At 70.3% G+C, this 24,448-nt stretch carries 23 protein-coding genes and 1 pseudogene; 7 read left to right on the forward strand and 17 right to left on the reverse strand.

Going from position 1 to position 24,448, the window contains the following annotated elements; all coding sequences use genetic code 11:
• Positions 1 to 171: 171 nt before the first annotated feature.
• Positions 172 to 963, forward strand: coding sequence for an SURF1 family protein (locus tag ACFYXF_RS48065; RefSeq protein ID WP_389360016.1), 792 nt, complete (start codon positions 172 to 174; stop codon positions 961 to 963).
• Positions 964 to 1,014: 51 nt separating this feature from the next.
• Here ACFYXF_RS48065 and ACFYXF_RS48070 read toward each other — a convergent pair whose 3' ends face one another.
• The 4 genes from ACFYXF_RS48070 to ACFYXF_RS48085 all read right to left on the reverse strand — a co-directional run bounded on the left by ACFYXF_RS48070 (position 1,015) and on the right by ACFYXF_RS48085 (position 5,746).
• Positions 1,015 to 2,070 (reverse strand): hypothetical protein, encoded by a 1,056-nt coding sequence (locus ACFYXF_RS48070; RefSeq protein ID WP_389360018.1) that lies wholly within the window; start codon positions 2,068 to 2,070, stop codon positions 1,015 to 1,017.
• A 341-nt stretch (positions 2,071 to 2,411) separates the two neighbouring features.
• Complete coding sequence (locus ACFYXF_RS48075) at positions 2,412 to 2,987, reverse strand: SigE family RNA polymerase sigma factor (RefSeq protein WP_389360203.1); 576 nt, start codon at positions 2,985 to 2,987, stop codon at positions 2,412 to 2,414.
• A 411-nt stretch (positions 2,988 to 3,398) separates the two neighbouring features.
• Positions 3,399 to 4,466, reverse strand: a complete 1,068-nt coding sequence (locus ACFYXF_RS48080) for an aspartate-semialdehyde dehydrogenase (protein WP_389360020.1) — start codon at positions 4,464 to 4,466, stop codon at positions 3,399 to 3,401.
• Entirely contained in the window at positions 4,466 to 5,746 is a 1,281-nt protein-coding gene (locus ACFYXF_RS48085) for an aspartate kinase (protein ID WP_389360022.1), read from the reverse strand. Before ACFYXF_RS48085 ends, ACFYXF_RS48080 begins: the two co-directional genes overlap by 1 nt.
• Positions 5,747 to 5,957: 211 nt before the next feature.
• Here ACFYXF_RS48085 and ACFYXF_RS48090 point away from each other — a divergent pair, with 211 nt between their 5' ends.
• Positions 5,958 to 6,686 carry a response regulator transcription factor gene (locus ACFYXF_RS48090; protein ID WP_389360024.1) on the forward strand — a complete coding sequence of 243 codons (729 nt, stop codon included), beginning with the start codon at positions 5,958 to 5,960 and terminating at the stop codon, positions 6,684 to 6,686.
• Positions 6,683 to 8,035: a sensor histidine kinase gene (locus ACFYXF_RS48095; protein WP_389360026.1), complete on the forward strand. Its 1,353-nt coding sequence runs from the start codon at positions 6,683 to 6,685 to the stop codon at positions 8,033 to 8,035. Before ACFYXF_RS48090 ends, ACFYXF_RS48095 begins: the two co-directional genes overlap by 4 nt.
• A gap of 15 nt (positions 8,036 to 8,050) precedes the next feature.
• Here ACFYXF_RS48095 and ACFYXF_RS48100 read toward each other — a convergent pair whose 3' ends face one another.
• Positions 8,051 to 8,548 carry an SgcJ/EcaC family oxidoreductase gene (locus tag ACFYXF_RS48100; RefSeq protein WP_389360028.1) on the reverse strand — a complete coding sequence of 166 codons (498 nt, stop codon included), beginning with the start codon at positions 8,546 to 8,548 and terminating at the stop codon, positions 8,051 to 8,053.
• Between the two features lie 233 nt (positions 8,549 to 8,781).
• Between ACFYXF_RS48100 and ACFYXF_RS48105 the strand changes: the two genes are divergently transcribed.
• The gene (locus ACFYXF_RS48105) at positions 8,782 to 9,753 is read left to right on the forward strand and encodes a hypothetical protein (RefSeq protein ID WP_389360030.1); all 972 of its coding nucleotides are present in this window, start codon (positions 8,782 to 8,784) and stop codon (positions 9,751 to 9,753) included.
• Between the two features lie 4 nt (positions 9,754 to 9,757).
• Positions 9,758 to 10,369 carry a hypothetical protein gene (locus ACFYXF_RS48110; RefSeq protein ID WP_389360032.1) on the forward strand — a complete coding sequence of 204 codons (612 nt, stop codon included), beginning with the start codon at positions 9,758 to 9,760 and terminating at the stop codon, positions 10,367 to 10,369.
• On the opposite strand, the gene ACFYXF_RS48115 is transcribed toward ACFYXF_RS48110, so the two are convergent.
• The 9 genes and pseudogenes from ACFYXF_RS48115 to ACFYXF_RS48155 form a co-directional block, all read right to left on the reverse strand.
• On the reverse strand, positions 10,350 to 10,928 hold the full coding sequence (locus tag ACFYXF_RS48115; protein ID WP_389360034.1) for a Uma2 family endonuclease: 579 nt from the start codon (positions 10,926 to 10,928) through the stop codon (positions 10,350 to 10,352). The two genes, ACFYXF_RS48110 and ACFYXF_RS48115, sit on opposite strands and share 20 nt — an antisense overlap.
• A gap of 50 nt (positions 10,929 to 10,978) precedes the next feature.
• Entirely contained in the window at positions 10,979 to 11,959 is a 981-nt protein-coding gene (locus ACFYXF_RS48120; RefSeq protein WP_389360036.1) for a hypothetical protein, read from the reverse strand.
• Between the two features lie 529 nt (positions 11,960 to 12,488).
• Positions 12,489 to 12,818: pseudogene (locus tag ACFYXF_RS48125) on the reverse strand (DUF742 domain-containing protein); the annotation flags it as partial.
• A gap of 53 nt (positions 12,819 to 12,871) precedes the next feature.
• Positions 12,872 to 13,009 carry a sigma factor-like helix-turn-helix DNA-binding protein gene (locus tag ACFYXF_RS48130; RefSeq protein WP_389360038.1) on the reverse strand — a complete coding sequence of 46 codons (138 nt, stop codon included), beginning with the start codon at positions 13,007 to 13,009 and terminating at the stop codon, positions 12,872 to 12,874.
• Positions 13,010 to 13,018: 9 nt separating this feature from the next.
• The gene (locus tag ACFYXF_RS48135) at positions 13,019 to 13,465 is read right to left on the reverse strand and encodes an RNA polymerase sigma factor (RefSeq protein ID WP_389360040.1); all 447 of its coding nucleotides are present in this window, start codon (positions 13,463 to 13,465) and stop codon (positions 13,019 to 13,021) included.
• The gene (locus ACFYXF_RS48140) at positions 13,462 to 13,707 is read right to left on the reverse strand and encodes a hypothetical protein (RefSeq protein WP_389360042.1); all 246 of its coding nucleotides are present in this window, start codon (positions 13,705 to 13,707) and stop codon (positions 13,462 to 13,464) included. Before ACFYXF_RS48140 ends, ACFYXF_RS48135 begins: the two co-directional genes overlap by 4 nt.
• A 138-nt stretch (positions 13,708 to 13,845) precedes the next feature.
• Positions 13,846 to 14,505 (reverse strand): DUF5063 domain-containing protein, encoded by a 660-nt coding sequence (locus ACFYXF_RS48145; protein WP_389360044.1) that lies wholly within the window; start codon positions 14,503 to 14,505, stop codon positions 13,846 to 13,848.
• Entirely contained in the window at positions 14,498 to 15,097 is a 600-nt protein-coding gene (gene recR, locus ACFYXF_RS48150; protein ID WP_389360046.1) for a recombination mediator RecR, read from the reverse strand. Before recR ends, ACFYXF_RS48145 begins: the two co-directional genes overlap by 8 nt.
• A 114-nt stretch (positions 15,098 to 15,211) precedes the next feature.
• Complete coding sequence (locus tag ACFYXF_RS48155) at positions 15,212 to 15,562, reverse strand: YbaB/EbfC family nucleoid-associated protein (protein ID WP_389360205.1); 351 nt, start codon at positions 15,560 to 15,562, stop codon at positions 15,212 to 15,214.
• 274 nt (positions 15,563 to 15,836) lie between these two features.
• On the opposite strand from ACFYXF_RS48155, the gene ACFYXF_RS48160 reads away from it, so the two are divergent.
• Entirely contained in the window at positions 15,837 to 16,607 is a 771-nt protein-coding gene (locus ACFYXF_RS48160; protein WP_389360048.1) for an SLATT domain-containing protein, read from the forward strand.
• 273 nt (positions 16,608 to 16,880) lie between these two features.
• Here the strand turns inward: ACFYXF_RS48160 and ACFYXF_RS48165 are convergent, their stop codons facing one another.
• Positions 16,881 to 18,278, reverse strand: coding sequence for a M20/M25/M40 family metallo-hydrolase (locus ACFYXF_RS48165; RefSeq protein WP_389360050.1), 1,398 nt, complete (start codon positions 18,276 to 18,278; stop codon positions 16,881 to 16,883).
• A 156-nt stretch (positions 18,279 to 18,434) separates the two neighbouring features.
• Here ACFYXF_RS48165 and ACFYXF_RS48170 point away from each other — a divergent pair, with 156 nt between their 5' ends.
• Entirely contained in the window at positions 18,435 to 21,173 is a 2,739-nt protein-coding gene (locus ACFYXF_RS48170) for an ABC transporter substrate-binding protein (RefSeq protein WP_389360052.1), read from the forward strand.
• Between the two features lie 24 nt (positions 21,174 to 21,197).
• Here ACFYXF_RS48170 and ACFYXF_RS48175 read toward each other — a convergent pair whose 3' ends face one another.
• Both ACFYXF_RS48175 and ACFYXF_RS48180 read right to left on the reverse strand, forming a co-directional pair.
• Positions 21,198 to 22,745, reverse strand: a complete 1,548-nt coding sequence (locus tag ACFYXF_RS48175; RefSeq protein ID WP_389360054.1) for a PstS family phosphate ABC transporter substrate-binding protein — start codon at positions 22,743 to 22,745, stop codon at positions 21,198 to 21,200.
• A 100-nt stretch (positions 22,746 to 22,845) separates the two neighbouring features.
• Positions 22,846 to 24,309 carry a protein kinase gene (locus ACFYXF_RS48180; RefSeq protein WP_389360056.1) on the reverse strand — a complete coding sequence of 488 codons (1,464 nt, stop codon included), beginning with the start codon at positions 24,307 to 24,309 and terminating at the stop codon, positions 22,846 to 22,848.
• Positions 24,310 to 24,448 lie beyond the last annotated feature (139 nt).

A 24,448-nucleotide genomic window follows, 5' to 3' on the forward strand; every position in this document is an offset into this window, starting at 1 on the left:
CCCCCGCTCCTCAAACGCCGGAGGGGCTGGATAGTCAGCCCGTCCGGCGTTTGAGGACAAAGGGGGGTCTGGGGGCGCAGCCCCCAGGGATGGGAACGGGTAGGGGCGGCGGGGGCGAGAAACCTGGCCCCGCGAACCGCGCCCCCGCAGCCGCCCCGTACCTTGGAAGGCGTGTACCGGTTTCTGCTGACGCCCCGTTGGTGGGGGATCAACGTCTTCGTGCTGCTCGCCATCCCCTTCTGCGTGTTCATGGGGTCCTGGCAGCTGAGCCGATTCGAGGACCGCGTGCAGGACCACAAGACCGCCACCGAAGAGGTCTCCGCCGAGAAGCAGGAGGCCGCCCGGCCGCTCGCCGAGCTGCTGCCCGTCGACAAGAAGACCTCCGGGGACCGTGTCACCGTCAGCGGGCGGTACGGCACGCAGTTGCTCGTTCCTGGGCGACAGCTCGACGACCGGGACGGGTACTTCGTGCTCACCCTGCTCCGGACCGATGACGGCAAAGCCCTCCCCGTCGTGCGCGGCTGGCTGCCGGGTCGCGCCGACGCCGCGAAGGCTCCCGCCCCGCCCACCGGCGAAGTCACCGTCACCGGTGCGCTTCAGGCCTCCGAGACCCCGGGGTCCAATGGTGTGAGCGCCGCCGGTGGACTCCCGGCCGGGCAGACCGGCGCGATCAGTGCCGCCTCGCTCGTGAACCTCGTGCCGTACGACCTGTACGACGCCTGGGTCACCCTCGACAAGGGCGACTCGGGGATGAAGGCCGTACCGGCGACCGCGCCCGCGGACACCGGACTCGACCTGAAGGCGTTCCAGAACCTCGGCTACACCGGCGAGTGGTTCGTCTTCGCGGGGTTCGTGGTGTTCATGTGGTTCCGGCTCGTACGGCGTGAAGTGGAGTTCGCGCGGGATGCCGAGCTGGGGCTCGCCACGGCCGAGGAGCCCGCTCGCGAAGACGCCACCGTCTGATGCTCACCGTCTGATCCTCGCCGTCTGATCCCCGCCGGGGCGCAGGGACCACTACGCGGTGGTCTCCGCCATGACTCCCGTCTTGTACACCGTCCCCGCGCACGCGTTCGACACCGTCGCCGACACCGTGGGGGAACCCCCCTCCGCCGTGTAGGACACCGCCACGCTGCCGTCGGCCAGCGTGCCGTCCTCCGTGAGCAGCTGGGTGGTCGTGCCGTCGCTGCCGGTCGTGGTGGTCGTGCCCGAGTCGGTGCTCTCGCTCGGTGTGGGCGTCGGGGACGCCGAGGGGTCGCCCGTGCTGCCGCCGTCGGTGGTGCCGCCGGTCGTGGGGCACGTCTCCGAGGGCACCCACGCGAACTGCACCGTGTACGCCGCCCCCGGTGCCAGCACGAGTCCGCTGACCGAGGCGGACGGGTCGGGCAGTCCGCCGGCGGCGTCCCCCGCCGTATGGTCGACGACGCCCAGCTTCGACTGGTCCGCCGCGCCCTGCGCGAGCGGCGACACGCTGCCGCTGCCGCTGACCGTACAGGCGGCGGAGGAGACGTTGACGACCCGGAACGTGCCGTAGACCGTGCCCGTGGTGTCGGGGTCGCCGACCGAACCGGTGGCCGAGCCCAGCTGGGTCGCGTCGCAGGTGGCCGCCGTCGCCGGGGTGTCCGTCGTACCGCCGCCCCCGTTGGTGCTGCCGCCGCCGCTGCCCTTGTCCGGGTTCGTCGCACCGCCCGTGGGGCTGCTCGACGGCTTGTCCTTGACCGTGCCGGAGTTGCCCCCGGCGGTGCTCTCGCCGCCGTCCGGGCCCTTGCCGTTGTCCTTGCCTCCCTCGGTCTGCGAGCCGTGGCCCGCGATGACGGAGGGGTCGGCCTCGGAGCCGGTGACGTTCGCGACCAGCAGCGCGGGGATGGCCGTACCGACGAAGAGCAGGGCGGCGGCCGCGCCGATGGCGGCGTGCCGCTTGCGGGCGCGGCGGGCGGGCACGGCGCGGCGGAGATGGGCCAGTACGGCGTCGGTGGGTTCGATCCCGCCCACCGCCTGCTGCATCATCCTGCGCAGTGCCAGCTCGTCCGAGTCGAGCCCGTCCAGGCTCTGGTCGTCGGGGCCGTGGTTCACAATTCCGTTCCCAGCTTGCGATTGCTTGTGCTCTTGATCGTGGCGACCGGGTCCATGGACTCCGGACGGCCAACTCCCGTTGGACCGGGCCCTGTTGAGAGGAAGCCTACCGGCCCTGAACTCCTCGGTCCGGAAACCGCCGGTCCCCAGGCCCGCGTCCTCGCGCGGTTCGCGCTCGGCGTCGCCCTGTTCCCGGGCTTGTTCCTGGGCTTGTTCCCGGACCTGTTCCGGGGCTGGCCCCTGGGCCCGCTCGGCTTGTTCCTGGCCCTCTTCCCGGGCCTGGTTCCGGCCCTGCTCCGAAACCTCGCGCTCCGGACCCTCGTACTCCTGGCCCTGGTCGCTCATGCCGGTTCCTCCATGGCGATGCGCAGCGCGGCGATCCCGCGTGAGCCGTACGCCTTCACCGAGCCGAGCGATATGCCCAGCGTGTCGGCGACCTGGGCCTCGGTCATGTCCGCGAAGTAGCGCAGGACGAGGACCTCGCGCTGGCGGCGCTGCAGGCCCTTCATCGCCTTGATGAGGGAGTCGCGCTCCAGCAGGTCGTACGCCCCCTCCTCCGCGCTCGCCATGTCCGGCATCGGCTTGGAAAGGAGCTTCAGGCCCAGGATGCGGCGGCGCAGCGCGGAGCGGGAGAGGTTCACCACCGTCTGGCGCAGATAGGCGAGCGTCTTCTCGGGGTCACGGACGCGCTTGCGCGCCGAGTGGACCCGGATGAACGCCTCCTGGACGACGTCCTCGCAGGACGCGGTGTCGTCGAGGAGCAGCGCCGCGAGTCCGAGGAGCGAGCGGTAGTGGGCACGGTACGTCTCGGTCAGGTGGTCGACCGTCGTCCCCGCAGCCGCGCTCTCGTCAGTGCCTTCGCGCTGGTTGGGTATGCGGGCCGGCCGCGCTGCGGGCATCGGCGCGATCACCGGCATGCCGCCGGGCGTACCGAGCCCGCGGGGTCGGCGGGGCGGACGCAGGGCTGTGCCGCGCGTCGCCGCTGTGAAGTCGAGTACCTCTGCTGCCACGCATGTTGGACACGCCTCCCCCCTTCAGGGTTGTACGCATCCGGCATCACGTTTGCGTCGTACGACACAGCCACCTTCATGCGTCCCGCTCTTCCCCTAAATCCATGGTGACCGGCGTCCCCCGCACGGCCTTGGCGTCCCCAACGCCCCTGAAGGGCGTCCGCAAAGACGCTCCCCGCCCTCCGCGCGGTTGCGGAGAACGGGGAGCAAAATCTTTGGAGCCCCAGAAGTTGTCACCTGGATCCTACAAACGTTTTCTGCCACCACCAGAGTGATTTACGACAAGATCAACAGGGGGAAGCCCGGAAGGAGCCGTGGTCAGGACCGCTCCGCCGCCACCAGCTCGGCGATTTGTGCCGTATTGAGTGCGGCTCCCTTGCGCAGATTGTCCCCGCACACGAACAGTTCCAGCGCGGTCGGGTCGTCCAGCGCCCGCCGGACCCGGCCGACCCAGGTCGGATCCGTGCCGACCACGTCCACCGGCGTCGGGAACTCCCCCGCGTCCGGGTCGTCGAACAGCACGACCCCGGGCGCGGTGGCGAGAATCTCACGTGCCTTGGCGACGGTGACCTCGCCCTGGAAGCGGGCGTGGACGGTCAGCGCGTGCGCGGTGACGACGGGCACGCGTACGCAGGTCACGGCCACGGGGAGCTTCGGCAGCCCGAGGATCTTGCGGGACTCGTCCCGGATCTGCATCTCGTCCGACGACCAGCCGTCCGCCCGCGCGGACCCGGCCCACGGTACGACGTTCAGCGCGACCGGCTCCGGGAACGGGCCCGTCCCGTCGCCCACGGCCCGTCGTACGTCTCCGGGGCTGGTCCCCAGTTCCGTACCGGCGACCAGGGACAGCTGCCGGCGCAGGGTGTCCACGCCGGCCCGGCCTTCCCCGCTCACCGCCTGGTACGAGGAGACCACCAGCTCGCGCAGTCCGAACTCGGCGTGCAGCGCGCCCAGGGCGACGATCATCGACAGGGTCGTGCAGTGCGGGTTGGCGATGATCCCGCGCGGGCGCTGCCGTACCGCGTGCGCATTGACCTCGGGGACGACCAGCGGGACCTCCGGGTCCATCCGGAAGGCGCCCGAGTTGTCGACCACGACGACACCCTTGGCGGCGGCGACCGGCGCCCAGCGCTCGGCGACCTCCTCGGGTACGTCGAACATGGCGACGTCGACGCCGTCGAAGGCCTCCTCCGACAGCGCCACCACCTCGGTCTCCTCGCCGCGCACGGCCAGCTTGCGGCCGGCCGAGCGCGGGGAGGCGACCAGACGGATCTCGCCCCAGATGTCCGCGTGCTGGGACAGGATCTGGAGCATGACCGCACCGACGGTGCCGGTCGCCCCCACGACGGCGAGCGTCGGCCGGTGCTCTGATCGGGGGTTGGCCATCAGCGGCCGGTGCCTCCGTAGACGACGGCCTCGTCGCTGTCGGAGTCGAGGCCGAAGGCGCTGTGCACGGCGCGGACGGCCCCGGGGACGTCGTCCTCACGGGTGACGACCGAGATGCGGATCTCGGATGTCGAGATCAGCTCGATGTTCACACCCGCGTCGGACAGCGCCTGGAAGAACGAGGCCGTGACGCCCGGGTTGGTCTTCATCCCCGCGCCGACCAGCGAGATCTTGCCGATCTGGTCGTCGTAGCGCAGCGACTCGAAGCCGATCCCGGCCTTCGCCTTCTCCAGGGCGTCGATGGCCTTACGGCCCTCGGACTTGGGGAGGGTGAAGGAGATGTCCGTGAGACCGGTGGACGCCGCCGACACGTTCTGCACGATCATGTCGATGTTGATCTCGGCGTCCGCGATGGCGCGGAAGATCACCGCGGCCTCGCCCGGCTTGTCCGGGACGCCGACGACCGTGATCTTGGCTTCGGAGACGTCATGGGCGACTCCGGAGATGATGGCGTGCTCCACCTGCTGGTCCCCTTGCCACTCGGGCTTCTCGTTGCTGACCCAGGTGCCCGGCAGTCCCGAGAAGGACGAGCGGACGTGGATCGGGATGTCGTAACGACGGGCGTACTCCACACAGCGGTGGAGCAGCACCTTGGAGCCGGACGCGGCCAGCTCCAGCATGTCCTCGGAGGAGATCCAGTCGATCTTCCGGGCCTTCTTCACCACGCGCGGGTCGGCGGTGAACACACCGTCGACGTCGGTGTAGATCTCGCAGACCTCGGCGTCGAGGGCGGCGGCCAGCGCCACGGCGGTGGTGTCGGAACCGCCGCGCCCCAGCGTGGTGATGTCCTTCTTGTCCTGGCTGACGCCCTGGAACCCGGCGACGATGGCGATGTTGCCCTCGTCCAGCGCGGTCCGGATGCGCCCCGGCGTGACGTCGATGATCCGCGCTTTGTTGTGGACCGAGTCGGTGATGACGCCTGCCTGGCTGCCGGTGAAGCTCTGGGCCTCGTGGCCCAGGTTTTTGATCGCCATGGCCAGCAGCGCCATGGAGATCCGCTCTCCGGCGGTCAGCAGCATGTCGAACTCACGCCCGGCAGGCATCGGAGACACCTGCTCGGCGAGATCGATCAGCTCGTCCGTCGTGTCGCCCATCGCGGAAACGACCACGACCACCTGGTGGCCGTTCTTCTTCGCTTCCACGATTCGCTTGGCGACACGCTTGATGCCCTCGGCATCGGCTACGGATGAGCCTCCGTACTTCTGCACGACAAGGCCCACGTGCACTCCTCGCTCAGTCCGTCTGCGGTCGGCTCAGTTTAACGAGCGGCCGAAATCCCCTTACGAGGTATCGCATGGTGAGATGTCCCGCTCATCATGGTGATCACCCGAGGGATCTTCGGCCGCTCGGACGGCTCCTGCCCATCCGTACCAGGGATACGCGTTGCGGCTGTGAATTAAGTTTCAAGGACCCAGGCCATAGGGTTCGGCTGTGCGCGTACTCCTGGTGGAAGACGATGAACCGGTCGCCCAGTCACTCCGACGCGGCCTGCTGCGCTACGGCTTCGAGGTGGCGTGGGTGTCCACGGGCGGCGCGGCCCTCAGCCACACCGAGCCCTACGACGTCGTCCTGCTCGACCTCGGCCTGCCCGACACCGACGGCCTGGACGTCTGCCGGGCACTGCGCGAACGCGGTGACGTCCCGATCATCGTCATCAGCGCCCGCAGCGACGAGACGGACCGGGTCGTCGGCCTGGAGCTCGGCGCCGACGACTACGTCTCCAAGCCCTTCGGTGTACGGGAGGTCATCGCGCGCATAAGGGCTGTCATGCGGCGCGTCCAGCCCCGTACGACGGCCGAGTCCGGCCCCGACCGGTACGGCACCCGCCTGACGATCGACCGCAAGGCCGCCCGCGTCCGCCTGGACGGCGACGAGATCGCCCTCGCCCCCAAGGAGTACGACCTGCTGGCCTTCCTCACCGAGGAGCCGGGCGCGCTGATGTCGCGCGAGCAGATCATGGAGGCGGTCTGGGACGCGAACTGGTTCGGGCCGACGAAGACGCTCGACGTCCATGTGGCGGCGCTGCGGCGCAAGCTGAAGGGCGCGATCACGATCGAGGCGGTACGGGGGGTCGGGTTCCGCCTGGAGATCGACAAGGCGGAGAAGGAGAAGGACGGCGGGAGCGGCGAGGGTGACGGCGGGGGCTCGGGCGCCTCATGAACCGGCAGCTCATCCGCAGCTACATCCTGCTCGTCGCCGTCGCCATCCTCCTCTTCACCGTGCCGGTGGCCTTCACGCTCACCAAGCAGCTGCGGGACGACACCAAGGTCTCCGTCCAGCGCGAGGCCCAGACCATGGCGCTGCTCCTCGGCAACGGCGACCGGATCTCGTGCGAGGCCCTGGAGAAGGTGGCCAAGGCGTACGACAAGGAGACCCTCGGCACGGTCCAGGTGGCCACCACCAGCTGTACGACGAACCTGCCGGAGCCCGAGGCGGACGCGGCGCTGACCCGGGCCGTGCGGGACGACGAAGCCACGACCGACTGGGGCTCCGACTTCATCTGGGGCAAGTACCTGACGATCACCGTCCCCGCGCAGGGCGAGTCGGCGGTACGGATCGTGTACTCGACGTCGGACATGACCAACCGGTTCTGGAGCATCTGGGGTTTCCGGGCGGGTCTCGCGGTGCTGGTCCTGGCGGCGGCTGCCGCGATCGGCGCCATCGCGGCCCGCCGTATCACCGCCCCGCTCCGTGAACTCAACGGTATGGCGAGCAAGTTCAGCGACGGCGACCTGACCGCGCGCTCGCAGGTGACGGGCCCGCCGGAGACCCAGACCCTGGCGCGCACCCTCAACCAGGGTGCGGAACGCCTGGACACCCTGGTCGCCTCGCAGCGGATCTTCGTCGCGGACGCCTCGCACCAACTCCGTACCCCGCTCACGGCGTTGCGGCTGTCGCTGGACAACATCGCGGACGGCACGGACGACGAGTTCGTACGGGAGGACGTGGAGCAGGCGACCGCGGAGGTGGTCCGGATGAGCCGCCTCGTCAACGGGCTGCTGGTGCTGGCCCGCGCCGAGGCGAAGGTGACGGCGGCGGAGCCGCTCTCCCTGCGGGACATCGTGGACGAACGTCTGTCGGTGTGGAGGCCGGCCGCCGACGAGCGCGGAGTCACCATCGCGCTCAGGGGGAGTGGGGGTGCCGACGGCCGGCTGCTTGTGCTGGCCAGCCCCGGTCATCTGGAACAGGTGCTGGACAACGTGCTGTCCAACGCCCTGGAGGTCTCACCGGACGGCGGGACGATCACCGTTCGGGCCGAACCCCGGGGCGAGGAGATGGAGTTGACGGTGGCGGACGGGGGTCCCGGCATGTCGGACGCCGAGAAGTCCCGCGCCTTCGACCGCTTCTGGCGCGGCCAGGGCCTCACCGGTCGCTCCGGCTCGGGCCTCGGCCTCGCCGTCGTCAAGCAACTGGTGACGGACGACGGCGGAACGGTGACCCTGGCGGACGCGCCCGGGGGCGGCCTGTGCGTCCGGATCACGCTCCGGGCAGCACAGCGGGCCAGTTGAAGCCGGTATCGGGGCCTAGCCCTCGGGCATCATCGACGAGTGGTGGTTGACGATCAGCCACTTGCCGCCCCGCTTCTCGTACTCGTACGTGTAGCGGGCGTCGACCCGGCTCTTCTCGCCGGTCTTCGGGTCGGTGAGGATGAAGTAGTAAGAGCCGGTGTCGATGGCCGAGTTGTTGTCGAGGATGTTGATGATCGTCTTGGTCTTCGTACCGACCGGCTTGTTCAGCAGGAAGTGGTCGAAGTAGTCCTCGATCTCGGCGTGGTTGGTGCGGATCTTGTTGGAGACCGTCGGCAGCAGCACCGCGTCGTCCGCGTACCGCGCGGTGACCTTCTCCGGGTCGCCGGTCTGCAGGGACTTGTTCCAACCGTCGAAGAGGGCGGCGATCTGCTTCTTGGTGGGCTTCTTCGGCTCGTCGGCACCCGCCGCACTGACCCCGACCGTCACCGTGGCTGCGGTGACAAGGGCGGTGGCGGTGACGAGGGCGGCGCGTATGCGGGTCTTGCGGGTCATCGCAACTCCTGTACGGATGAGGTGGTTTACTCCCTTCCGCATGTCCTGCGGTGGAAGTGACTCCAGCCTCGCTTTCCGCTGGTTAGCGCCCGTGCAAGGGACGTACAGCGGGCGGGAAGGACGACTCCAACTCACGTACGGCGAGCGCGAGGGCACTCTCCGTCACCACGGGCTGCACCATCGATCCACCGGCTCTGCCCAGGTCGTGCACAATCGCCCCAGTACGGTGAGGCATGATCTCCGCGCAGAAACTGCTCATGTTCGCCACCGCACTCGCGCTCACCGGCTGCGGACCGGGCTCGGACGACGGTGCCGACGGCGGCGCCGCGAGCCCCGCGGCCAAGGGTGCCGTCACGGCGGCGCAGGCGGCGAAGATCCTCGACACCTACGAGATCGTCAACAACAAGGCCAACGCCCGGCAGGACGCCGACCTGTTGGGCACCGTCGAGGGCGGGCAGCTGTACGAGCAGAGCAAGGCCGACTACCTCCTCTTCGAGACCGAGTCGAAGGAGGAGCAGGCCGCGTACCGGAAGCCGTTCCAGTACACCGGCCGGAAGTACTGGATTCCGGCGGGCAAGGACTGGTTCGCGGTGACGGCGAAGGCGAGCGGCTCGAAGAGCGAGGCGCTGCTGGTCTTCGGCAAGGAGTACGACGACTGGAAGCTGATGTCAGCGGTCTGGTCGGAGGTCCCCCTCCCGGCGATCGCCACCGACGACGCGGGCCTCGCCACCGCCGTCGACGCCGGCACCCGCGTCGGCACGCTCGCCCCGAACCAGATCTCGGCTGCGTACGAGGACCTGTACGCGACCGGCGGCAAGAAGGCCGGCGCGGCCGTCTCGCAGACCACCGAGGCCGCGAAGGACGCGATCGAGACGTACGCGAAGCGCGACAGCGGCAAGAGCGCGGCGTACGCGACCAAGGTGTTCGTCACCACGCCGACCGCGTTCGACACGGTGTACGCCCTGCGCCTGGAGAACGGCGGCGCCCTGGCCGCGCTGCCGACCGCGCACGCCTCCCAGTTCGTGCTGAAGGCCTCGTACCGCGAGAACTACGACATCACGCCCACGGAGGTGGAGTCGGTCTTCAACGGCCGGGACCGCGACACCGTGGTGAACACCTACCAGGGCATGGCCCTGGCCACCCTCCCGAAGACGGGCAAGCCGTCGGTGCTCGCGGACGAGTACCGGATCGTGGATTCGCAGTAGCACCATGGCGGAGCCGCGGGTGGTGCTGATCGGGGGCACGTCGAACACCGGGAAGTCGTCCGTCGCCCAAGTGGTCGCGGAACGGCTGGGGTTCGCGTACCGGTCGACCGACGGGCTGGCCCGGCATCCGGGGCGGCCGTGGCGTACACCGGGGTGGGAGGTGCCAGTTCATGTCGCCGAGCACTACCGCACGCTCACCGTCGAGGAGTTGACCGCCTCGGTCCTGGACCACTACGACCGCCTGTGGCCCCGGATCGAGGAGCTGATCGCCCAACACGCGGACGGGCAGGGCGGCTTGGTCCTTGAGGGCTCGGCCCTCCGGCCCGCCCGCGTCGCGACCCTGACCGTCCCGCGCACGGCCGCCGTATGGCTCACCGCCGAGGACACCGTCGTACGCACCCGGGTGCACGAGGCCGGCCACTACGCGGAGGCGACGGCCGAGGAACGGCACCTGATGGACAAGTTCCTTGCCCGCAGCGCCCGTTACCAGTCCCTCATGCGCGCCGAGATCGCCAGGCTGGGCCTGGACCCGGCCCGCGTCGTGGACGCGGGTGGCGGGCGGTCGGTGGAGGCGGTGGCCGACGCGGTCCTGAGGATCACTCCACGAACTCCTTGAGGGGCTCGGTGTCGAGGGAGATGTTCACGGGGTCGGGGAGCTTGACGGTGGCGCCGAAGGGCAGTTTCTCCTCGTGGCGGTAACGGCCGTCCTCAGGCTGGTTGAACACCACGACCGAGCCGTCGTCCCGGTCGATGAGAAGGTAGACGGGGATACCGGCGGCCGCGTAGCCGTCGGGCTTCTCGACCCGGTCGCGCTGGTGAGTGTCGGAGTCGTACGACGTGACTTCTACAGCCATGAGCACATCCTCCCCGTTCGACCACTCGCCACGCCCCTTGAGACTGCCCCTGGGGACGAGGATCGCGTCCGCGCGGGCGCGCCCCTTGCGATAGGCCTCGGTCTTCAGGCCGCGCTCGGGGTAGAGCCGAAGCTCAGGACGCGACTGCATACACCGCTCCAGAAGCCACATGTAAATCTCGCTGTGGTTGCCGTCGGGCACGGGCTTGACCTGGACCTTCCCCTTGACGAACTCCAGCCGCACGGTCTCCGGGGCATGGCGTTCCAGTTGCTCGAACTCCTCGGCGGTCATCTGCGGCGGGTGCTCGGTCCTTGGGGTCATGGCGTCGCCTCCTCGACTCCATGGTGCCCTGACCGGCACGTCCTGCACACTCACCGCAGCCCCGCCGCGCGGCGGAGGGCGTCGACGCGGTCGGTGACGTCCACGACCTCGTCGGCGCCCGGCAGGCCGCCGGGCCGGGGACCCGGCAGGAACGTCGCCGGGACAGGGGGCCTCCCCGACGGGTCCAGGCCGAACTCCTCCCGGCACTCACGGCACAGCCCGTTGACGATCTCGACCGTCCGTTCGTCCGCGTCACACGTGCCGCAGACCAGAATCACGCGAGTGACCCGCGCGCGGCCCTTCTGCCTGTCCTTCGCCTTCTTCGGCGGCATCTTGCTCTCCAATCGGTTGCGGGCGAGTCCGCCCGGGTTGGTGACCTCCGGCGGGAGCCCGTCGGTCAGAGCTCGGGTGATGTCGTCCGGCGTCGCGCCACGGGACAGCCAGTCCCCGGCCAGGGGTTCGAGGAGCCGGCACTCGGCCTCGGACAGAGGCATACGAGGGTCCACGTCCCGGAGTCCGGCGAGCGTGCGGTAGGCGTCGCTCGGCGCGGGTTCGGGTTCGGGTTCGGGTTCGGACTCGATGCCGGGTTCGCTTTCGATGCCCGGTTCGGTTTCAGGCTCGGTCTCGGGTGCGGTCTCCTCGGTCCGGGCCAGTCCCGGACGGTGGTCCGCCGTCACGTCCCGGCCATGGCGCTCGCGCGTGAATTTCGCCCACCACTCCGGTGACCTGGGGATACGCGACCAGTACGTCCGCGTCACCCAGCGCATCGAGTTGTCCTCGACGGTGATGTGCTCCCTGATCCAGCGCAGATGACCGGCGTCGATGATGCGGCCGAGGGAGGTACGGCAGGCCTGCTGGCCGTGCTGGGGGTGTTCGGCCGCGAGGACCTTGTAACCCATGGCGTGACCGTCTTCGAGGTGGTCGATGAAGACGGCGATCTCGGCGTCACGGGGGCGCAGATGTGCGAACTCCGGGTCCGCGTGCGGGTCTTCGTCACCCACAGAGCGCTTTCCGTACCCCGATTTGGCCATGGGGTGCGACGGGGACGGCAGGGCATGACTAGGCTGGCTGTAAGCCACGATCGAAGTCTCGATTCGATTCGTAGGTCCAGGCCCCGGGCATGGTGTTGCTGCACCGACCGGGGCCGAACTATTTGGTCGTTTGCCGCGAACCTAGAGCGGCTTCACTCTCCGGCGCAAGCTGATCACACAAAGTCATATTTTCGAGTCGCGCGCGCCTCAACTCGCCTACAGACTTGGTTGGTTGGGTTGGAGTTTTCCCAGCCCAGAAACCCAACCAAGCCCAAAACCAAAAGAAAGAGCTCGAAGCCCGGGGCTCGGGTTCCAGGGCTCGGGTCCCGGGGCGAAGCCCGCCCTCTCAGCAGTCGTCGCCCCCTCACTCGTCGGCTTCGGGCGGCTCGCCCAGCGCCTCGCGGAGACCGGCCTCGACATCCAGCACCTCGTCGAGAGCCGCGAGGAGCGCCTCGTAACCGTTCCCGAGCCGCCGCTCCACGGTCGCGTCCCCGGCCAGGTCCGTGGGCGCACGGGTCGGTGCCGCGTCCATCCGGCGAAGCCCGCTGAGTGTCCGTTCGAGCACGCCGACATCCGGAGCGGCACCCTCGTTCTCGTACGCGCCCGGCTGGTGGACGACGACGAGGCCCGCCTCCGCCAGGTCCGCGACGAGGATGCGGGCGACCCCGAGCGGTATCGACAGCAGGGCCGACACCTCGGCCACCGACCTGGTCTCACGGCACAGGCCGCAGATCCGCTGGTGCTCGGGCAGCAGCCCCACGAGGCTCGCCGGATCGGCTTCCGTGCGCACCAGGGCTTCGATCGCCAGTTGGTGGCGCGGCCGGGTTCGGCCGCCGGGCGCCGTGCTCGGACGCACCAGTGCGGGGCTCTCGGACCCGAAGAGGTCGTAGTCGGTCGCGCGCTGGGGATCGGTCACAGCTCCTCCCCGTCCTTGAGGCAGGCGGCGACGGCCCGGCGCGCCCTCATGAGATGGGCTCTGACCGTCGCGGGATCCAGCCCCAACTGCTCCGCGATCTCCTTGGCGGTGAAGGACTGGATGGTCAGGAACAACACCTGACGTTACCGAGGGGGCAGCGTCCGCAGCATCTGGAACACGGCGTGCCGGGCCTCGAACTCGACGAGCGCGTCGGGGTGCGGCACGAGGGACGTGGACGTGGACTCCGGCAACTCATCGGTGGGCGCTTCCCGTTGCAGGTTCGCGACCTTGCGGCCCCACATCCGGCCCGCGCACTTGTACACATAGGCGCGGGGGTGGTCGACGCTCTCGCAGCGTCCGAGCAACTCGGTCATGCACTCCTGGGCGATGTCCGCGGCGATCGGCGCGGGCACACCGTTGACCACCAGATAGGCGATCAGCGGCTTGATTCCCGTGCGGTAGAACGCGGAGAACGCCGCCGTCACCGTCTCAGGACGCCCAACAGCCAGATGTCCGGTCGGAGTTGGTGACACAATCGCGGATTCGGCCGGATGGTGGTCGGCGCCGTCGGCGGGGTCGAGCGTACTCACGCCGTGTCCTTGTCCGCCGGAATGCGGACGATCCTGATAAGCAGACTGTGCCCGTCAGGGCGTTGCTCCACAACCTCCGCCCGACCGCCTTCGGCGATCACCTGGGTCACCGACGCGAGGTGCTGGCGCCGCACCTGCTCGTGGCGCGTCCTCCAGCGCAGCCGGAGCCACAGCGCCACCAGCAGACAGATCCTTCCCGTGACTATCGAACTGACAGTCAGGACAAGGCTCGTTGTGTCCACGCCGGTTCCTCTCCCTTGACGGGCCGAGTCACAGCGACCCGACACAGGTTGAGAGGACCGACAGACCGTCACCGTGTAACCGGGCCACGGGATTTGTCGCGCACCGGCGGGTCGGACGGGTTGGACGGGCCGGACGCGCTACTTCACCGTCCGCAGCCCCAGCGGCTCAGCGATCTCCTCCGCCATCACCTTGCCCGCCTCCTCCGCCAGGGTCTCGTCGCCGAGGTCCTGGTCCGTGTCCAGGCCGTCCAGCTCCTCCAGGGGCTGGTTCAGGCGGACGTGGGCCACCACGGACTGCAACGCGCGGAGGGTGGCCGACGCCGTCGAGCCCCAGTTGGAGAAGTAGGAGAACTGCCACCACCACAGGGCCTCCGTGGTGCGGCCCGCGCGGTAGTGGGCCATGCCGTGGCGCAGGTCGGCGAGGACGTCGGCCAGGTCGTCGGAGATACGGGCCGGGACCGGGGCCTTGCGGGGCTCGTACGGGTCGAAGACCTCCGAGTAGACGTCGATCGGTTCCAGCATCACCGCCAGGCGTTCGCGGATGTCGTCCACGTCCGGCTCCGGGCCCAGGTCGGGCTCGTAGCGCTCGTCCGGGACGATGTCCTCGTGCGCGCCGAGGCGGCCGCCGGCCAGCAGGAGCTGGGAGACCTCCAGGAGGAGGAAGGGGACCGCCGAGTCGGGGTCCTCGCCCTTCGCGACCTCCGTGACGGCCACCAGGAAGCTCTCGACCTGGTCGGCGATCTGGACCGCGAAGTCGTCGGGGTCCTGCGTCGTGTTGTGCAGCGTGGCGTCAGACATCTAGGAGTCGTCTCCCCTCGAAGGCGCGGCCAAGGGTCACCTCGTCCGCGTATTCCAGGTCGCCACCCACAGGGAGGCCGCTGGCCAGGCGGGTGACCTTGAGGCCCATGGGCTTGATCATGCGGGCGAGGTACGTGGCCGTGGCCTCGCCCTCCAGGTTCGGGTCCGTGGCCAGGATCAGCTCCGTGATCGCGCCGTCGGAGAGCCGGGCCAGGAGTTCCCTTATGCGCAGGTCGTCGGGACCGACCCCCTCGATCGGGCTGATCGCGCCGCCCAGGACGTGGTACTTGCCCCGGAACTCGCGCGTCCGCTCGATCGCCACGACGTCCTTGGGCTCCTCGACGACGCAGATGACCGTGGTGTCCCGGCGCGGGTCGCGGCAGATGTTGCACAGCTCCTCCTGCGCCACGTTGCCGCAGGTCGCGCAGAAGCGGACCTTCGCCTTCACTTCGAGGAGGGCGTGCGCGAGCCGCCGTACGTCCGTCGGCTCCGCCTGGAGGATGTGGAAGGCGATCCGCTGCGCGCTCTTGGGACCGACGCCGGGGAGCCGCCCCAGTTCGTCGATGAGGTCCTGGACCACGCCTTCGTACACGGACTGCCTTTCCTGTTCCTACTTGTGCTTCGGGTGCTTCGATCCTGTTGTACGTACCGTAGTTGGCCGCCGCCCGGCTGAGGAAGGCGGGACGGGGGGCGCGCGGTGCGAACGTCAGAACGGCAGGCCCGGGATGCCGCTTCCGCCGCCGCCGCCCAGACCCTGCGCCAGCGGGCCGAGCTTCTGCTGCTGAAGCTGCTGCGCGTTCTCGTTCGCCGCCTGTACGGCCGCCACGACCAGGTCGGCCAGCGTCTCCGTGTCCTCCGGGTCGACCGCCTTCGGGTCGATCTTCAGCGCACGCAGTTCACCGGCGCCCGTCACGGTCGCCTTGACCAGACCGCCGCCCGCCTGCCCGTCGACCTCGGTCCGCGCGAGTTCCTCCTGCGCGTTCGCCAGGTCCTGCTGCATCTTCTGGGCCTGCTGGAGCAGCTGCTGCATGTTGGGCTGGCCACCACCGGGGATCACGATCAGCTCCTCTTTCGCGTCGTTCACCTACGAATTCTGGCGTTCAGCATGAGCCTACGTGGTCGGCCCGGCCGTCGCCCCGGCACTCTTTCGAGTGAGCCGGTCCCGGTGCCATACCTGATCAAGGACGTCTTCCGAGCGGAAAAGTAGGCAAAGCCCGGTCATCGCCACCCATTGGGCGGTAGGAATGAGGCGGCACGACAGCTTTACAACCGCATCAGACGTCACGCGGACACCCGTACGGTGTCACGCACCGTGATTGAAGGAGTGCCGGGTGAGCCAGCCGGAGATGCAGCCCGAGGGGCCGTCCCAGAGACCGCCCCACGACGGGCGGAGCGAAGGTCCCGCCGGGCTCGGTTTCGCCGGGCTGCGGCCCGGGGACCTCACCGGCCGGCCCTTCCCCCTCGGCGACTGGGGCGAGCCCGCGCCACGCCTCGACGAGCTGTACCGGTGGGTGGAGCAGGGGGCGCTGGAGACGGCGGCGTGGTATCTCGCGGACCGGGTGTGGAAGCGGCGGGGGGCGCGGGCGCTGCGTACGGGCGCCGCGGTCGGGGCGGTCGCCGGGGCGGCGCTCCCGTTGCTCGACCTCACCGGGGTGATGGGCGGGGTCGCCCCCTGGGGGTATCTGGCGCTGCTGCTCGCGGTCGCGTGCGTGGCCGTCGACCGGTTCTTCGGGGTCACCTCGGGGTGGATAAGGGACGTCGCGACCGCGCAGGCCGTGCAGCGGCGGTTGCAGGTGCTGCAGTTCGAGTGGGCGTCGGAGAGTGTGCGGGAGGTTCTGGGGCCGACGGAGGGGACGGCGAGCGAGGCCGCCGATCGGTGTCTGGGGGTGCTGCGGCGCTTCTCGGAGGACGTGACGGAGCTGGTGCGGGCGGAGACTGCGGACTGGATGGTGGAGTTCGGGGCGGGGGGTACGCCGTTGGGTGTCCAGTCGGCGGCGATGGGAGTACCGCGCCAGGACGCGACGGTCCACCAGGGCCGATTCGGCATCGCCCCGGGAGCCCGCCCGAACATGCCCCGCCAGCGCCCCCCGGAGGCGAGGTAAGGATTTTCTTCGCCCCCGCCGCCCCTACCCATACCCATCCCTGGGGGCTGCGCCCCCAGACCCCCCTTTGTCCTCAAACGCCGGACGGGCTGAGACGGCTGGCCTGGGTGGGTGGGAAAGTCGCGCTGAACGCGCTCGTCCTCAAACGCCGGACGGGCTGACAAACCAGCCCGTCCGGCGTTTGAGGACGAGGCCGTTCAGGCCGAAGCGGGGGTCTGGGGGCGGCAGCCCCCAGGGATGGGTATGGGTAGGGGCGGCGGGGGCGAGGAAAACCTAGCCCGGTGCCGGGAACGCCACCTGGCTTCTCAAGCCTCTTGTGTTCACCGCCCGCACCCCGAAGAACACGTTGTCCTTCGACAGGGCCAGTTCGTGCGACGTCACGTCGCCCACGGGGACCACGTGGGTCCACTCCGAGGACGTCGTCTCGCGCCAGACGATCTCGTAGCCCGCCAGGTCCGGCTCCGCACCCCGCGTCCACACCAACTGCGTCGCGTTCGTCAGCGTCGACGTCAGGATCTTCGCGCCGCGAGGCGTGCCCGGGGCCTGCGCCAGCGTCCACAGTGCCGCCGCGTTCACCTTCGCCACCCGCGCGACATACGGGAAGTCGCAGAACTCCGGCAGGTCTCCGTACTGTTTGCCGGTCTCGTCGACCCGTACGTCCTGGTGCTGGTGGGCAAAGTCCTCGGTCGGTTCCGTGAAGCGGGCGGCCGGATAGCCGCGTTCCAGGAACGGGATGTGGTCGCCGCCCCGACGGTAGCGGTCCCTGCGGTACACCACCCGTACGCGCATTCCCGTCGCCTCGTTCTCGCCCACATCGCGCACGAAGCGCGCCAACTGCCTCGCCGGCGAGTCGTTCTCACCCCCCACCGAACGCCGTACCGCCGCCTCCTCCGGCGTCTCCGACGACGGCACCCCCTCCGCGAACAGCCGGATCGTGTACGGATCCACCGTGCCGTCGTCCGCCTTCGGGCTGCCCACGATGTCGTTGGTGAACATGGCCTGGAGGTCCGTCCCGGCCGACTTGTACTGCTGCGCCATGTACGCCGCCCCGTACAGGCCCTGCTCCTCCCCCGCCACCGCCGCGAACACGATCGTCGCCGCCGGGCGGCGCTTCGACATCACCCGCGCCAGCTCCATGGCCACGGCCACGCCCGACGCGTCGTCGTCCGCGCCCGGGGCGTCCGAGACCGCGTCCATGACGTCCGTGGCGCGGGAGTCGTAGTGCCCGGAGACCACGTACACGCGCTCAGGGGCAATCGAGCCGCGCAGGGTCGCGACCACGTTCGTGATGCGCGTCGCCACCGGGATCCGGCTCGCCGGTTCCTGGATGTACGACTGGAGGTCCACCGTCATCCGGCCCGCCGACTCCGCCGCGTACGAGCGGAGTTCGGCCGCTATCCAGTCCCGCGCCGCGCCGATCCCCCGTACCGGGTCGTCCTGGGTGGAGAGGGTGTGCCGGGTGCCGAAGGAGGCCAGTTTGCGGACCGTCGCCTCTATGCGCTTCGGGTCGATCTCCCGTAACAGGGCCCGGAGTTCGCGGGTGGGCGGCTGGGCTGTGGCCCTCACGGCCCCCGCAGCCTCCGCTGCCTCCGCGGAACCCACCGAAACAGCCGAGGCGGCCGCCGTCGTCGCCGTTGCCGCCAGGACGGTTCTTCTGCTGGGTCGTCGCATGCGTTCCATGGTTGTGTACGCGTCAACCGGTAACAAGAGGGCACCAGAGTTAAAGCGCTTGCCGCTACTCGTTGTGGTGACCACAGTTCCCCGAGTAACCTTCAACTTCCTTTCGGACAGGCACAGTTGACAAGTTGACAAGCGGGGGAGTTCCGCATGCCATCCGACGACAGACCTGAGCGCAACTTTCCCGGTGACCGTGCCATCGACTTCATCCGCGAGTTCCGGTCCGCCGTGGTCCCCGACTACGGCAGCCGCGTGAGCCTCGACACCAGCCCGCCCCTGTTCGTCCTGCGCGTGCCGGAGGCGACGTACCGGACCGGTGTCCAGCGCATCGTCAACCCGCTGATCGACGCCCTGCGGACCGACAGCTCACGACGCGTCCCGTACGCCCATCTCACCGCCGCGAGCGACGACGAGCTGCTCTCCACCGAGGCCGGGACCGAGCTGAGCCGGGGCGCGACCGGGCATCTCACCCCCGACCGGTACCCGTACTTCCACGTCATGCGGGACCTCGTCACGTACATCAAGGACAACCCCGGCAGCTGGACGCACGGCTCGTGGGAGAAGGAGCTGCGGAAGCACGCCAGTGAGCGGCGTGCCCAGCGCGGCGGGCTGCTGGCCTTCACGCGTATGGACGCCCCTGATGTCGGCGCGGCGCTCGGCGGGGTGGCCGGTGTGCTGACGAAGCTGTCGTGGCTGTCGTTCGTGCAGCGCGGCCCCCGCCGGATCTGGGCGGCCTGGATCTCCCGCCGGGTGACGAAGGGCTGGCTCGGCAGCGAGCAGCCGGCCGCGAGCGGACAGAACCTCTTCAAGGTGATGGACGACGTGGGCGCGGAGCGCGCGCCGCATCTGCGCAATCCGAACCACCCGGAGCACGGAGGCGCGCTCCGCGAACTCGACTCGTTCGTGCTGCGCGCCCTGCTGGAGGATCTGAGCAGGCCGCCGGTCGGCCGGTTCCGGCCCGGTCGGCGGCGCCGGACCGCCCGGCCCGTGATCATCGTGGAGATCCCGCCTCCCGGTGCGCCGGGCGCCCGCGCCGCCGAGCGGTTCCTGCGCGCCCTGCACCACTGCCAGCGCGGCCCCCGCTCCACCGCCCGGCCGCCGGGCCCGCTCGTCCTGGCCGTCGGCACACCCTCCGACGCCCTCCTGAAGGATCTGGGCGCGAGCACGACACCCGCCTTGCCGGACACGGCCGTACGCCTCGTCGAGTGCACCTTTCCGGAGGCGGCCGGGCGTCTCACCGACAACGGCGGTCCGCCGGTCGTGGTGTCCCTCAAGGAGAGCGAGTTCGCCGGGGAGGGGACGTATGTCGGCCGGCTCAAGCCGAAGACGTTCACCTTCCACCGGTACGTGCCCACCTCGGTCGCGGCCGGAGCTGTCGTACTCGCCGTGCTCGCGACGGCCCTGATCGTCCCGCGCGTCATCGGGACGCCCACCGACTGCCTCGGCGGCACCGACTCGGTGGGCGACTCCGACCCGGGCGGGAAGATCCCCGTGCAGGCCAAGGCCTGGTACGACGCGGCCAAGGCCGCGATCGACGTCGAGAACGCCCGGGTCGCGGACTATGCCGAGAGCGGCCGCGAAGTACGGACCGTCGTCGTCTTCATCTCCCGGGTCCCCAAGACCGAGGACCAGACCCGCTTCGACGGCACCATCCCCGAACTGCGCGGCATCGCCATGTGGCAGCGCACGCTGAACGAGGCCGCCGCCTCCAACTCCACCCTCGTACCCCTGCACGTCGACGTCCGTGAGACCGGCGAGGGGTTCCGGAACGCCGAGGCCATGGCCGCGGACCTCGTCCGTGAGGTGCGCGCCGAGCGCGGCAGCCCCGAGCGCGACCGGATCGTCGGTGTGCTCGCGTACGCGCAGAGCCGGGAGGAGACGCAGGCCGCGCTCCAGGTGCTCGGCCGGGCCCGGATCCCCACCATCGGCACCACCGCGACCGCCGACGAGATGTCGGAGGGCGACGCCAGCTTCAGCTACTGGCCGTTCACGCCGAGCAATTCGCGGGAGGCCCGCATCGAGGCGGACTTCGCCCGCCGCAAGAACATCGTCGCCCTGCCCGACAGCGAGGACGAGTGCGCCCCCGCCGGGCACGCCATCGTGGTCGAGAGTTCCACGGACCTCTACAGCCGCAGTCTCGCCGCCCGCTTCATGGCGGACTTCCCCGGCGACGAGACCTTGTTCAACTTCAACCAGGAGGGCGACTTCGATCCCCCGGCACCCGACCCCGACGACAATCTGTCCAGCGCCGACATTCTCGCGCGGCGGATCTGCGAAGCGCTCGCCGAGCGGCCGAAGTCGGTCGTGTACTGGTCGGCGCGGGCCAAGGACTTCACGGCGTTCGTCAACTCCATGGACCTGGAAGGCACTTGTCTCGGCCAGGACATCACCGTCCTCGGCGGCAACGAGCTGACCAACGTGGCCCAGACCGGCGTCTTCCGGAACAAGAACTGGCTGCGGCTGTACTACTCCGCACACCGGATGCCCGACGATGCCGCCGCCGGGGCGAGCGTCAAGACCCGGCAGTTCGTACGGGAGTACAAGGACTTCGTGGCCGACACCACCAAGGGCACCGATCCCTGGCGGCAGGACGGCCACTCGGCGGTCTCGTACGACGCCTTCCACGTGCTGAGCCAGGCCGTGTCCGAGGCCTATCAGAGCGACCCCGACATCACCCGCAACTCCGTGCTCATCGAACTGCGCAACGGCGTCCGCTTCGACGGGGCGACCGGTTCCGTCTCCTACGCCGAGGGCAGCAACGCGCCGCCCGTCGACAAGACACTGGTCCTGCTGCGCCAACTGGCGGACGGGCCAAGGGCGGTGGTTGCGTGCGGCGCGTACCGGGAGGACGAGTCGAGCGAGAGGCAGGGGCCGCCGTGCGCCCCCTGACCGAACGGTTGCTCCGCTACTCGTCTACTCGTCGCACAACCGCTCCCCCTCGGTCGCCGTGCAGGGAATGTGCCCGTTCTGCCGGATCGCATCCTGGCCGTGGCCGCGTACGTAGGTGAGGAAGCTGCCCGCGAGCGAGCCTGCGGGCAGGTCGCCGTAGGTGTAGGCGTTCTCCACGCCCCGGTACGGGTAGGGGCTGTCGTCGTACTCGATGGCGTCCACGTCGGCCGTGGCGCCGTCGAGGGCGACGCGGTTCACGGTCAGCTGATGCTGTTTCGCCTGGCCGAGTTCGCTGTACCCGATGGCCCCCTGCGTGGCGGCGACCTTCTTCAACACGTCGGCCGTGGAGCCCAGTTCGCAGCGTACGGGGGCTGCCGTGTCGTTCCGGAGATCGCAGCCCAGTGACGTGCTGGGTACGCCCTCCCACTTGCCGGCGAGCACCCGGTCCTGGAAGACCTGCCGGGTGCCGGAGTCGGCGTCCCGGCTGACCAGCACGACCCGCCGGTGCGGCAGCGCGGGGTCCAGGTCGTCCCAGTACCGGACGGCCCCGGAGTAGAGCCGCCGTACCTGCGCCAGGGTCAGGCCCCGCCGGAGATCCAGCCCCTTGTTGGCGACCAGGGTGAACACCGACAGGGCGACGGGCTCGGCGCGCAGTGCGGAGCCGGCGCCCTTGTCGAGGCCGTCGGAGAAGGCGATCACCGAGGCCCGGCTCGCCCTCGACTCGCCCTCCATGGCGGCGAGTTCACTCACCCCGGCGGTACTGCCCCGCGCCTCGACCCTGATGTCGGAGCCCTCGCAGTCCTTCTCGTACTCCTTCGCCAGGCCCTGCGCCACCAGCGCGAAGGCGGTCGAACCGACGACCGTCAATGTGCCCTTCTCGCAGCCGAGCGGGGGCGGGTCGTCGTCCCGGACGATGACGATGCTCGCGAGGGTGACCACGGAGGCGGTGAGGATGATGGTGATCAGCCGGGCCGCGCGGCTGAACAGGGGCGGCTTGTCGTCGGGCGTGGCACTGCGGTTGGGGTGCACCTCGCCGTCCCGGATACCGCCGACGAGCCGGATGTCGCAGCCCACGTCGCCGCCCGACAGCAGCACCAGCAGCTTGAAGTGCTCGCCACGGTTGAGCGGGACGCGCGGAATGCGCAGGGTGCTGCCGCCGACGTCGTAGCCGAAGCCCGCGTGCGGGGTGAAGTGGCTCATGAGGTGGTCGGTGCCGGGCGGCTGGGTGACCGACACCCCGTGGATGGCCCGGTCGGTGAACTCGACAGTGAGGCCGTGCAGTTCGCGGCTCGTGTAGTCCTCGTGGGCGATGCCCTGCGAGCCGTCGTTCTCGATGCGCAGCAGCACGAGCGTGGCCCGGTGCATGCCGGGCGCCTCGTCGAACAGCCCAAGCCGGACGTTCGACCGCCCCGACTGCGCGCCGTCGCCTATCGGGTTGTCCATCTGTACGCGGTACCCGACCCGTTTGCGGCGCGGTACCCGGCGCTCGTACCAGACCATGACCGCCGACGCGACGATGCCGAGACCGGCGGTCGCCACGGCCACGACGTTCTCTGCGCTCAGCCACTCCATGTGGGTGCCCCCGCAAGCCCCGGAGTCCGGATGGTCGGGGGTCACTCTATGATCGGCAGCACCTCAAGTCCCGTACGGGCAAAGGAAGTTCGCCTGACGTTCAGCTGGCCTTCGTGTACGTCGGCGTGGGGGGCGGGGCCGGCTGGGTGGAGGTCGGCATGGGGGGCCTGACGGGTGTGGTGTCGTCGTCGCCGTTCAGCAGGGCGACGACGGAGGCGCCGGCCGCGAGGGTGACGACCAGCGCGGCGGCTATGAGCGCCACGGACAGGCGGGACCTGCTCGCGGGCTCGGCCCGCTCCGCGCGCCCCACCCGGTAGGAATCGGCCGTGCCGGGCGGCGACATGCTCCACGCGGCGGGCACGTCCAGCTCTTCGAGGGCCGGGTCCCCGGGCCAGACAGGGGGCCGTTGGCCGTTCCCGGGGACGGGGGCGAAGGGCTGCGGCTGGTGCTCGGGGTGGCCCTGGGCCGGGTGCGCGGGCGGCCCGTCGGGGGGCGCGTGCTCGGGCGGTACGTCCGGATCCTCCACGTAGGCCTCCACCTCCACGTCGAGCGACCGCACCGCGTGCCGCCCGAGCCGGGCGACCAGTGGGCCGGGCAGCCAGGTGTCCCGCTCGTACCCGTCCGCGACGGCGTCCGCCGACACCCCCGTACGGCGCAGGATCTGTTCCGGTGTGGGCCGCTGGGCCGGGTCCTTGCTCAGGCAGTCACGGACGAGGCCGAGCACGCCCCGCGGGACCCCCGCCAGGTCGGGCTCCTCCTGGGCTATGCGGAACATCACGGCGTGGACGCCGCTGTCCGCCGCGCCGAAGGGCTGGGCGCCCGTGGCGGCGTACGCGAGGACGGCGCCCAGGGAGAAGACGTCCGCGGCGGCGGTGACCCGGTCGCCGCGCACCTGCTCGGGCGCCAGGAATCCGGGGTGGCCGACGAGCACACCGGCGTCGGTGAGGCCGCCGTCGGTGCCGGTCTCCAGGGCGCGGGCGACACCGAAGTCGGCGACGCGGGGCCCGTCGATGGTGATCAGGACGCCGGACGGCCTGAGGCCGCGGTGGACGATCCCGGCGCCGTGGATGTCCTGGAGGGCGTGCGCGAGCCCGGCGGCGAGGATACGCAGCGAGCGCTCGGGCAGCGGCCCGTGGTCGTGCCCGACGACCTGCCGCAGGTCCGGCCCGGCGACGTACCCGGTGGCGACCCAGGGCTCGGCGGCCTCGGCGTCGGCGTCGAGCACGGGCACCGTCCAGCGCCCCCCGACACGCCGCACGGCGGCGACCTCGTCCCGGAACCGGCCCCGGAACCCACCCTGCCCGGCCAACTCCCGCCGAACGACCTTCACAGCGACAACCCGCCCACGCTCGGACCGCGCGAGATACACGGGCCCGCTCCGACTGACACCGCCCCAACCACCCACACGACCGCCGACGCCACCCGTCCCGCCTGCACGGCCACCCACACCGTCCGCGCCGCCGGTACGGGCGCCCCCACCACCCACACCGCCCGCGCCACCCGTACCGCCGACACCACCCGCAAGACCGCCCGCACCACCCGTACCGCCCGCACGGCCGCTCATACTCCCGGCGCCTCCTGCACGGGCGCCCCCACCACCGACACCACCCGCAGAACCGCCCGCACCACCCATCCCGCCCGCACGGCCACCCATACTCCCCGCGCCGCCTGCACGAGCGCTCCCACCACCCGTACTACCCGCA

This window comes from Streptomyces sp. NPDC002680, assembly GCF_042889145.1.
Taxonomy (GTDB): domain Bacteria; phylum Actinomycetota; class Actinomycetes; order Streptomycetales; family Streptomycetaceae; genus Streptomyces; species Streptomyces adonidis.

Excerpts from the sequence above, each read along its gene's own strand:
- ACFYXF_RS48165 (WP_389360050.1), bottom strand. The coding sequence starts at position 18,278 with ATGCGACGACCCAGCAGAAGAACCGTCCTGGCGGCAACGGCGACGACG.
- ACFYXF_RS48170 (WP_389360052.1), top strand. The coding sequence starts at position 18,435 with ATGCCATCCGACGACAGACCTGAGCGCAACTTTCCCGGTGACCGTGCC.
- ACFYXF_RS48105 (WP_389360030.1), top strand. The coding sequence starts at position 8,782 with ATGATCTCCGCGCAGAAACTGCTCATGTTCGCCACCGCACTCGCGCTC.
- ACFYXF_RS48080 (WP_389360020.1), bottom strand. The coding sequence starts at position 4,466 with ATGGCCAACCCCCGATCAGAGCACCGGCCGACGCTCGCCGTCGTGGGG.
- ACFYXF_RS48145 (WP_389360044.1), bottom strand. The coding sequence starts at position 14,505 with ATGTCTGACGCCACGCTGCACAACACGACGCAGGACCCCGACGACTTC.
- ACFYXF_RS48175 (WP_389360054.1), bottom strand. The coding sequence starts at position 22,745 with ATGGAGTGGCTGAGCGCAGAGAACGTCGTGGCCGTGGCGACCGCCGGT.
- ACFYXF_RS48100 (WP_389360028.1), bottom strand. The coding sequence starts at position 8,548 with ATGACCCGCAAGACCCGCATACGCGCCGCCCTCGTCACCGCCACCGCC.
- ACFYXF_RS48180 (WP_389360056.1), bottom strand. The coding sequence starts at position 24,309 with ATGAGCGGCCGTGCGGGCGGTACGGGTGGTGCGGGCGGTCTTGCGGGT.
- ACFYXF_RS48075 (WP_389360203.1), bottom strand. The coding sequence starts at position 2,987 with ATGCCGGTGATCGCGCCGATGCCCGCAGCGCGGCCGGCCCGCATACCC.
- ACFYXF_RS48115 (WP_389360034.1), bottom strand. The coding sequence starts at position 10,928 with ATGACCCCAAGGACCGAGCACCCGCCGCAGATGACCGCCGAGGAGTTC.
- ACFYXF_RS48095 (WP_389360026.1), top strand. The coding sequence starts at position 6,683 with ATGAACCGGCAGCTCATCCGCAGCTACATCCTGCTCGTCGCCGTCGCC.
- ACFYXF_RS48110 (WP_389360032.1), top strand. The coding sequence starts at position 9,758 with ATGGCGGAGCCGCGGGTGGTGCTGATCGGGGGCACGTCGAACACCGGG.
- ACFYXF_RS48120 (WP_389360036.1), bottom strand. The coding sequence starts at position 11,959 with ATGGCCAAATCGGGGTACGGAAAGCGCTCTGTGGGTGACGAAGACCCG.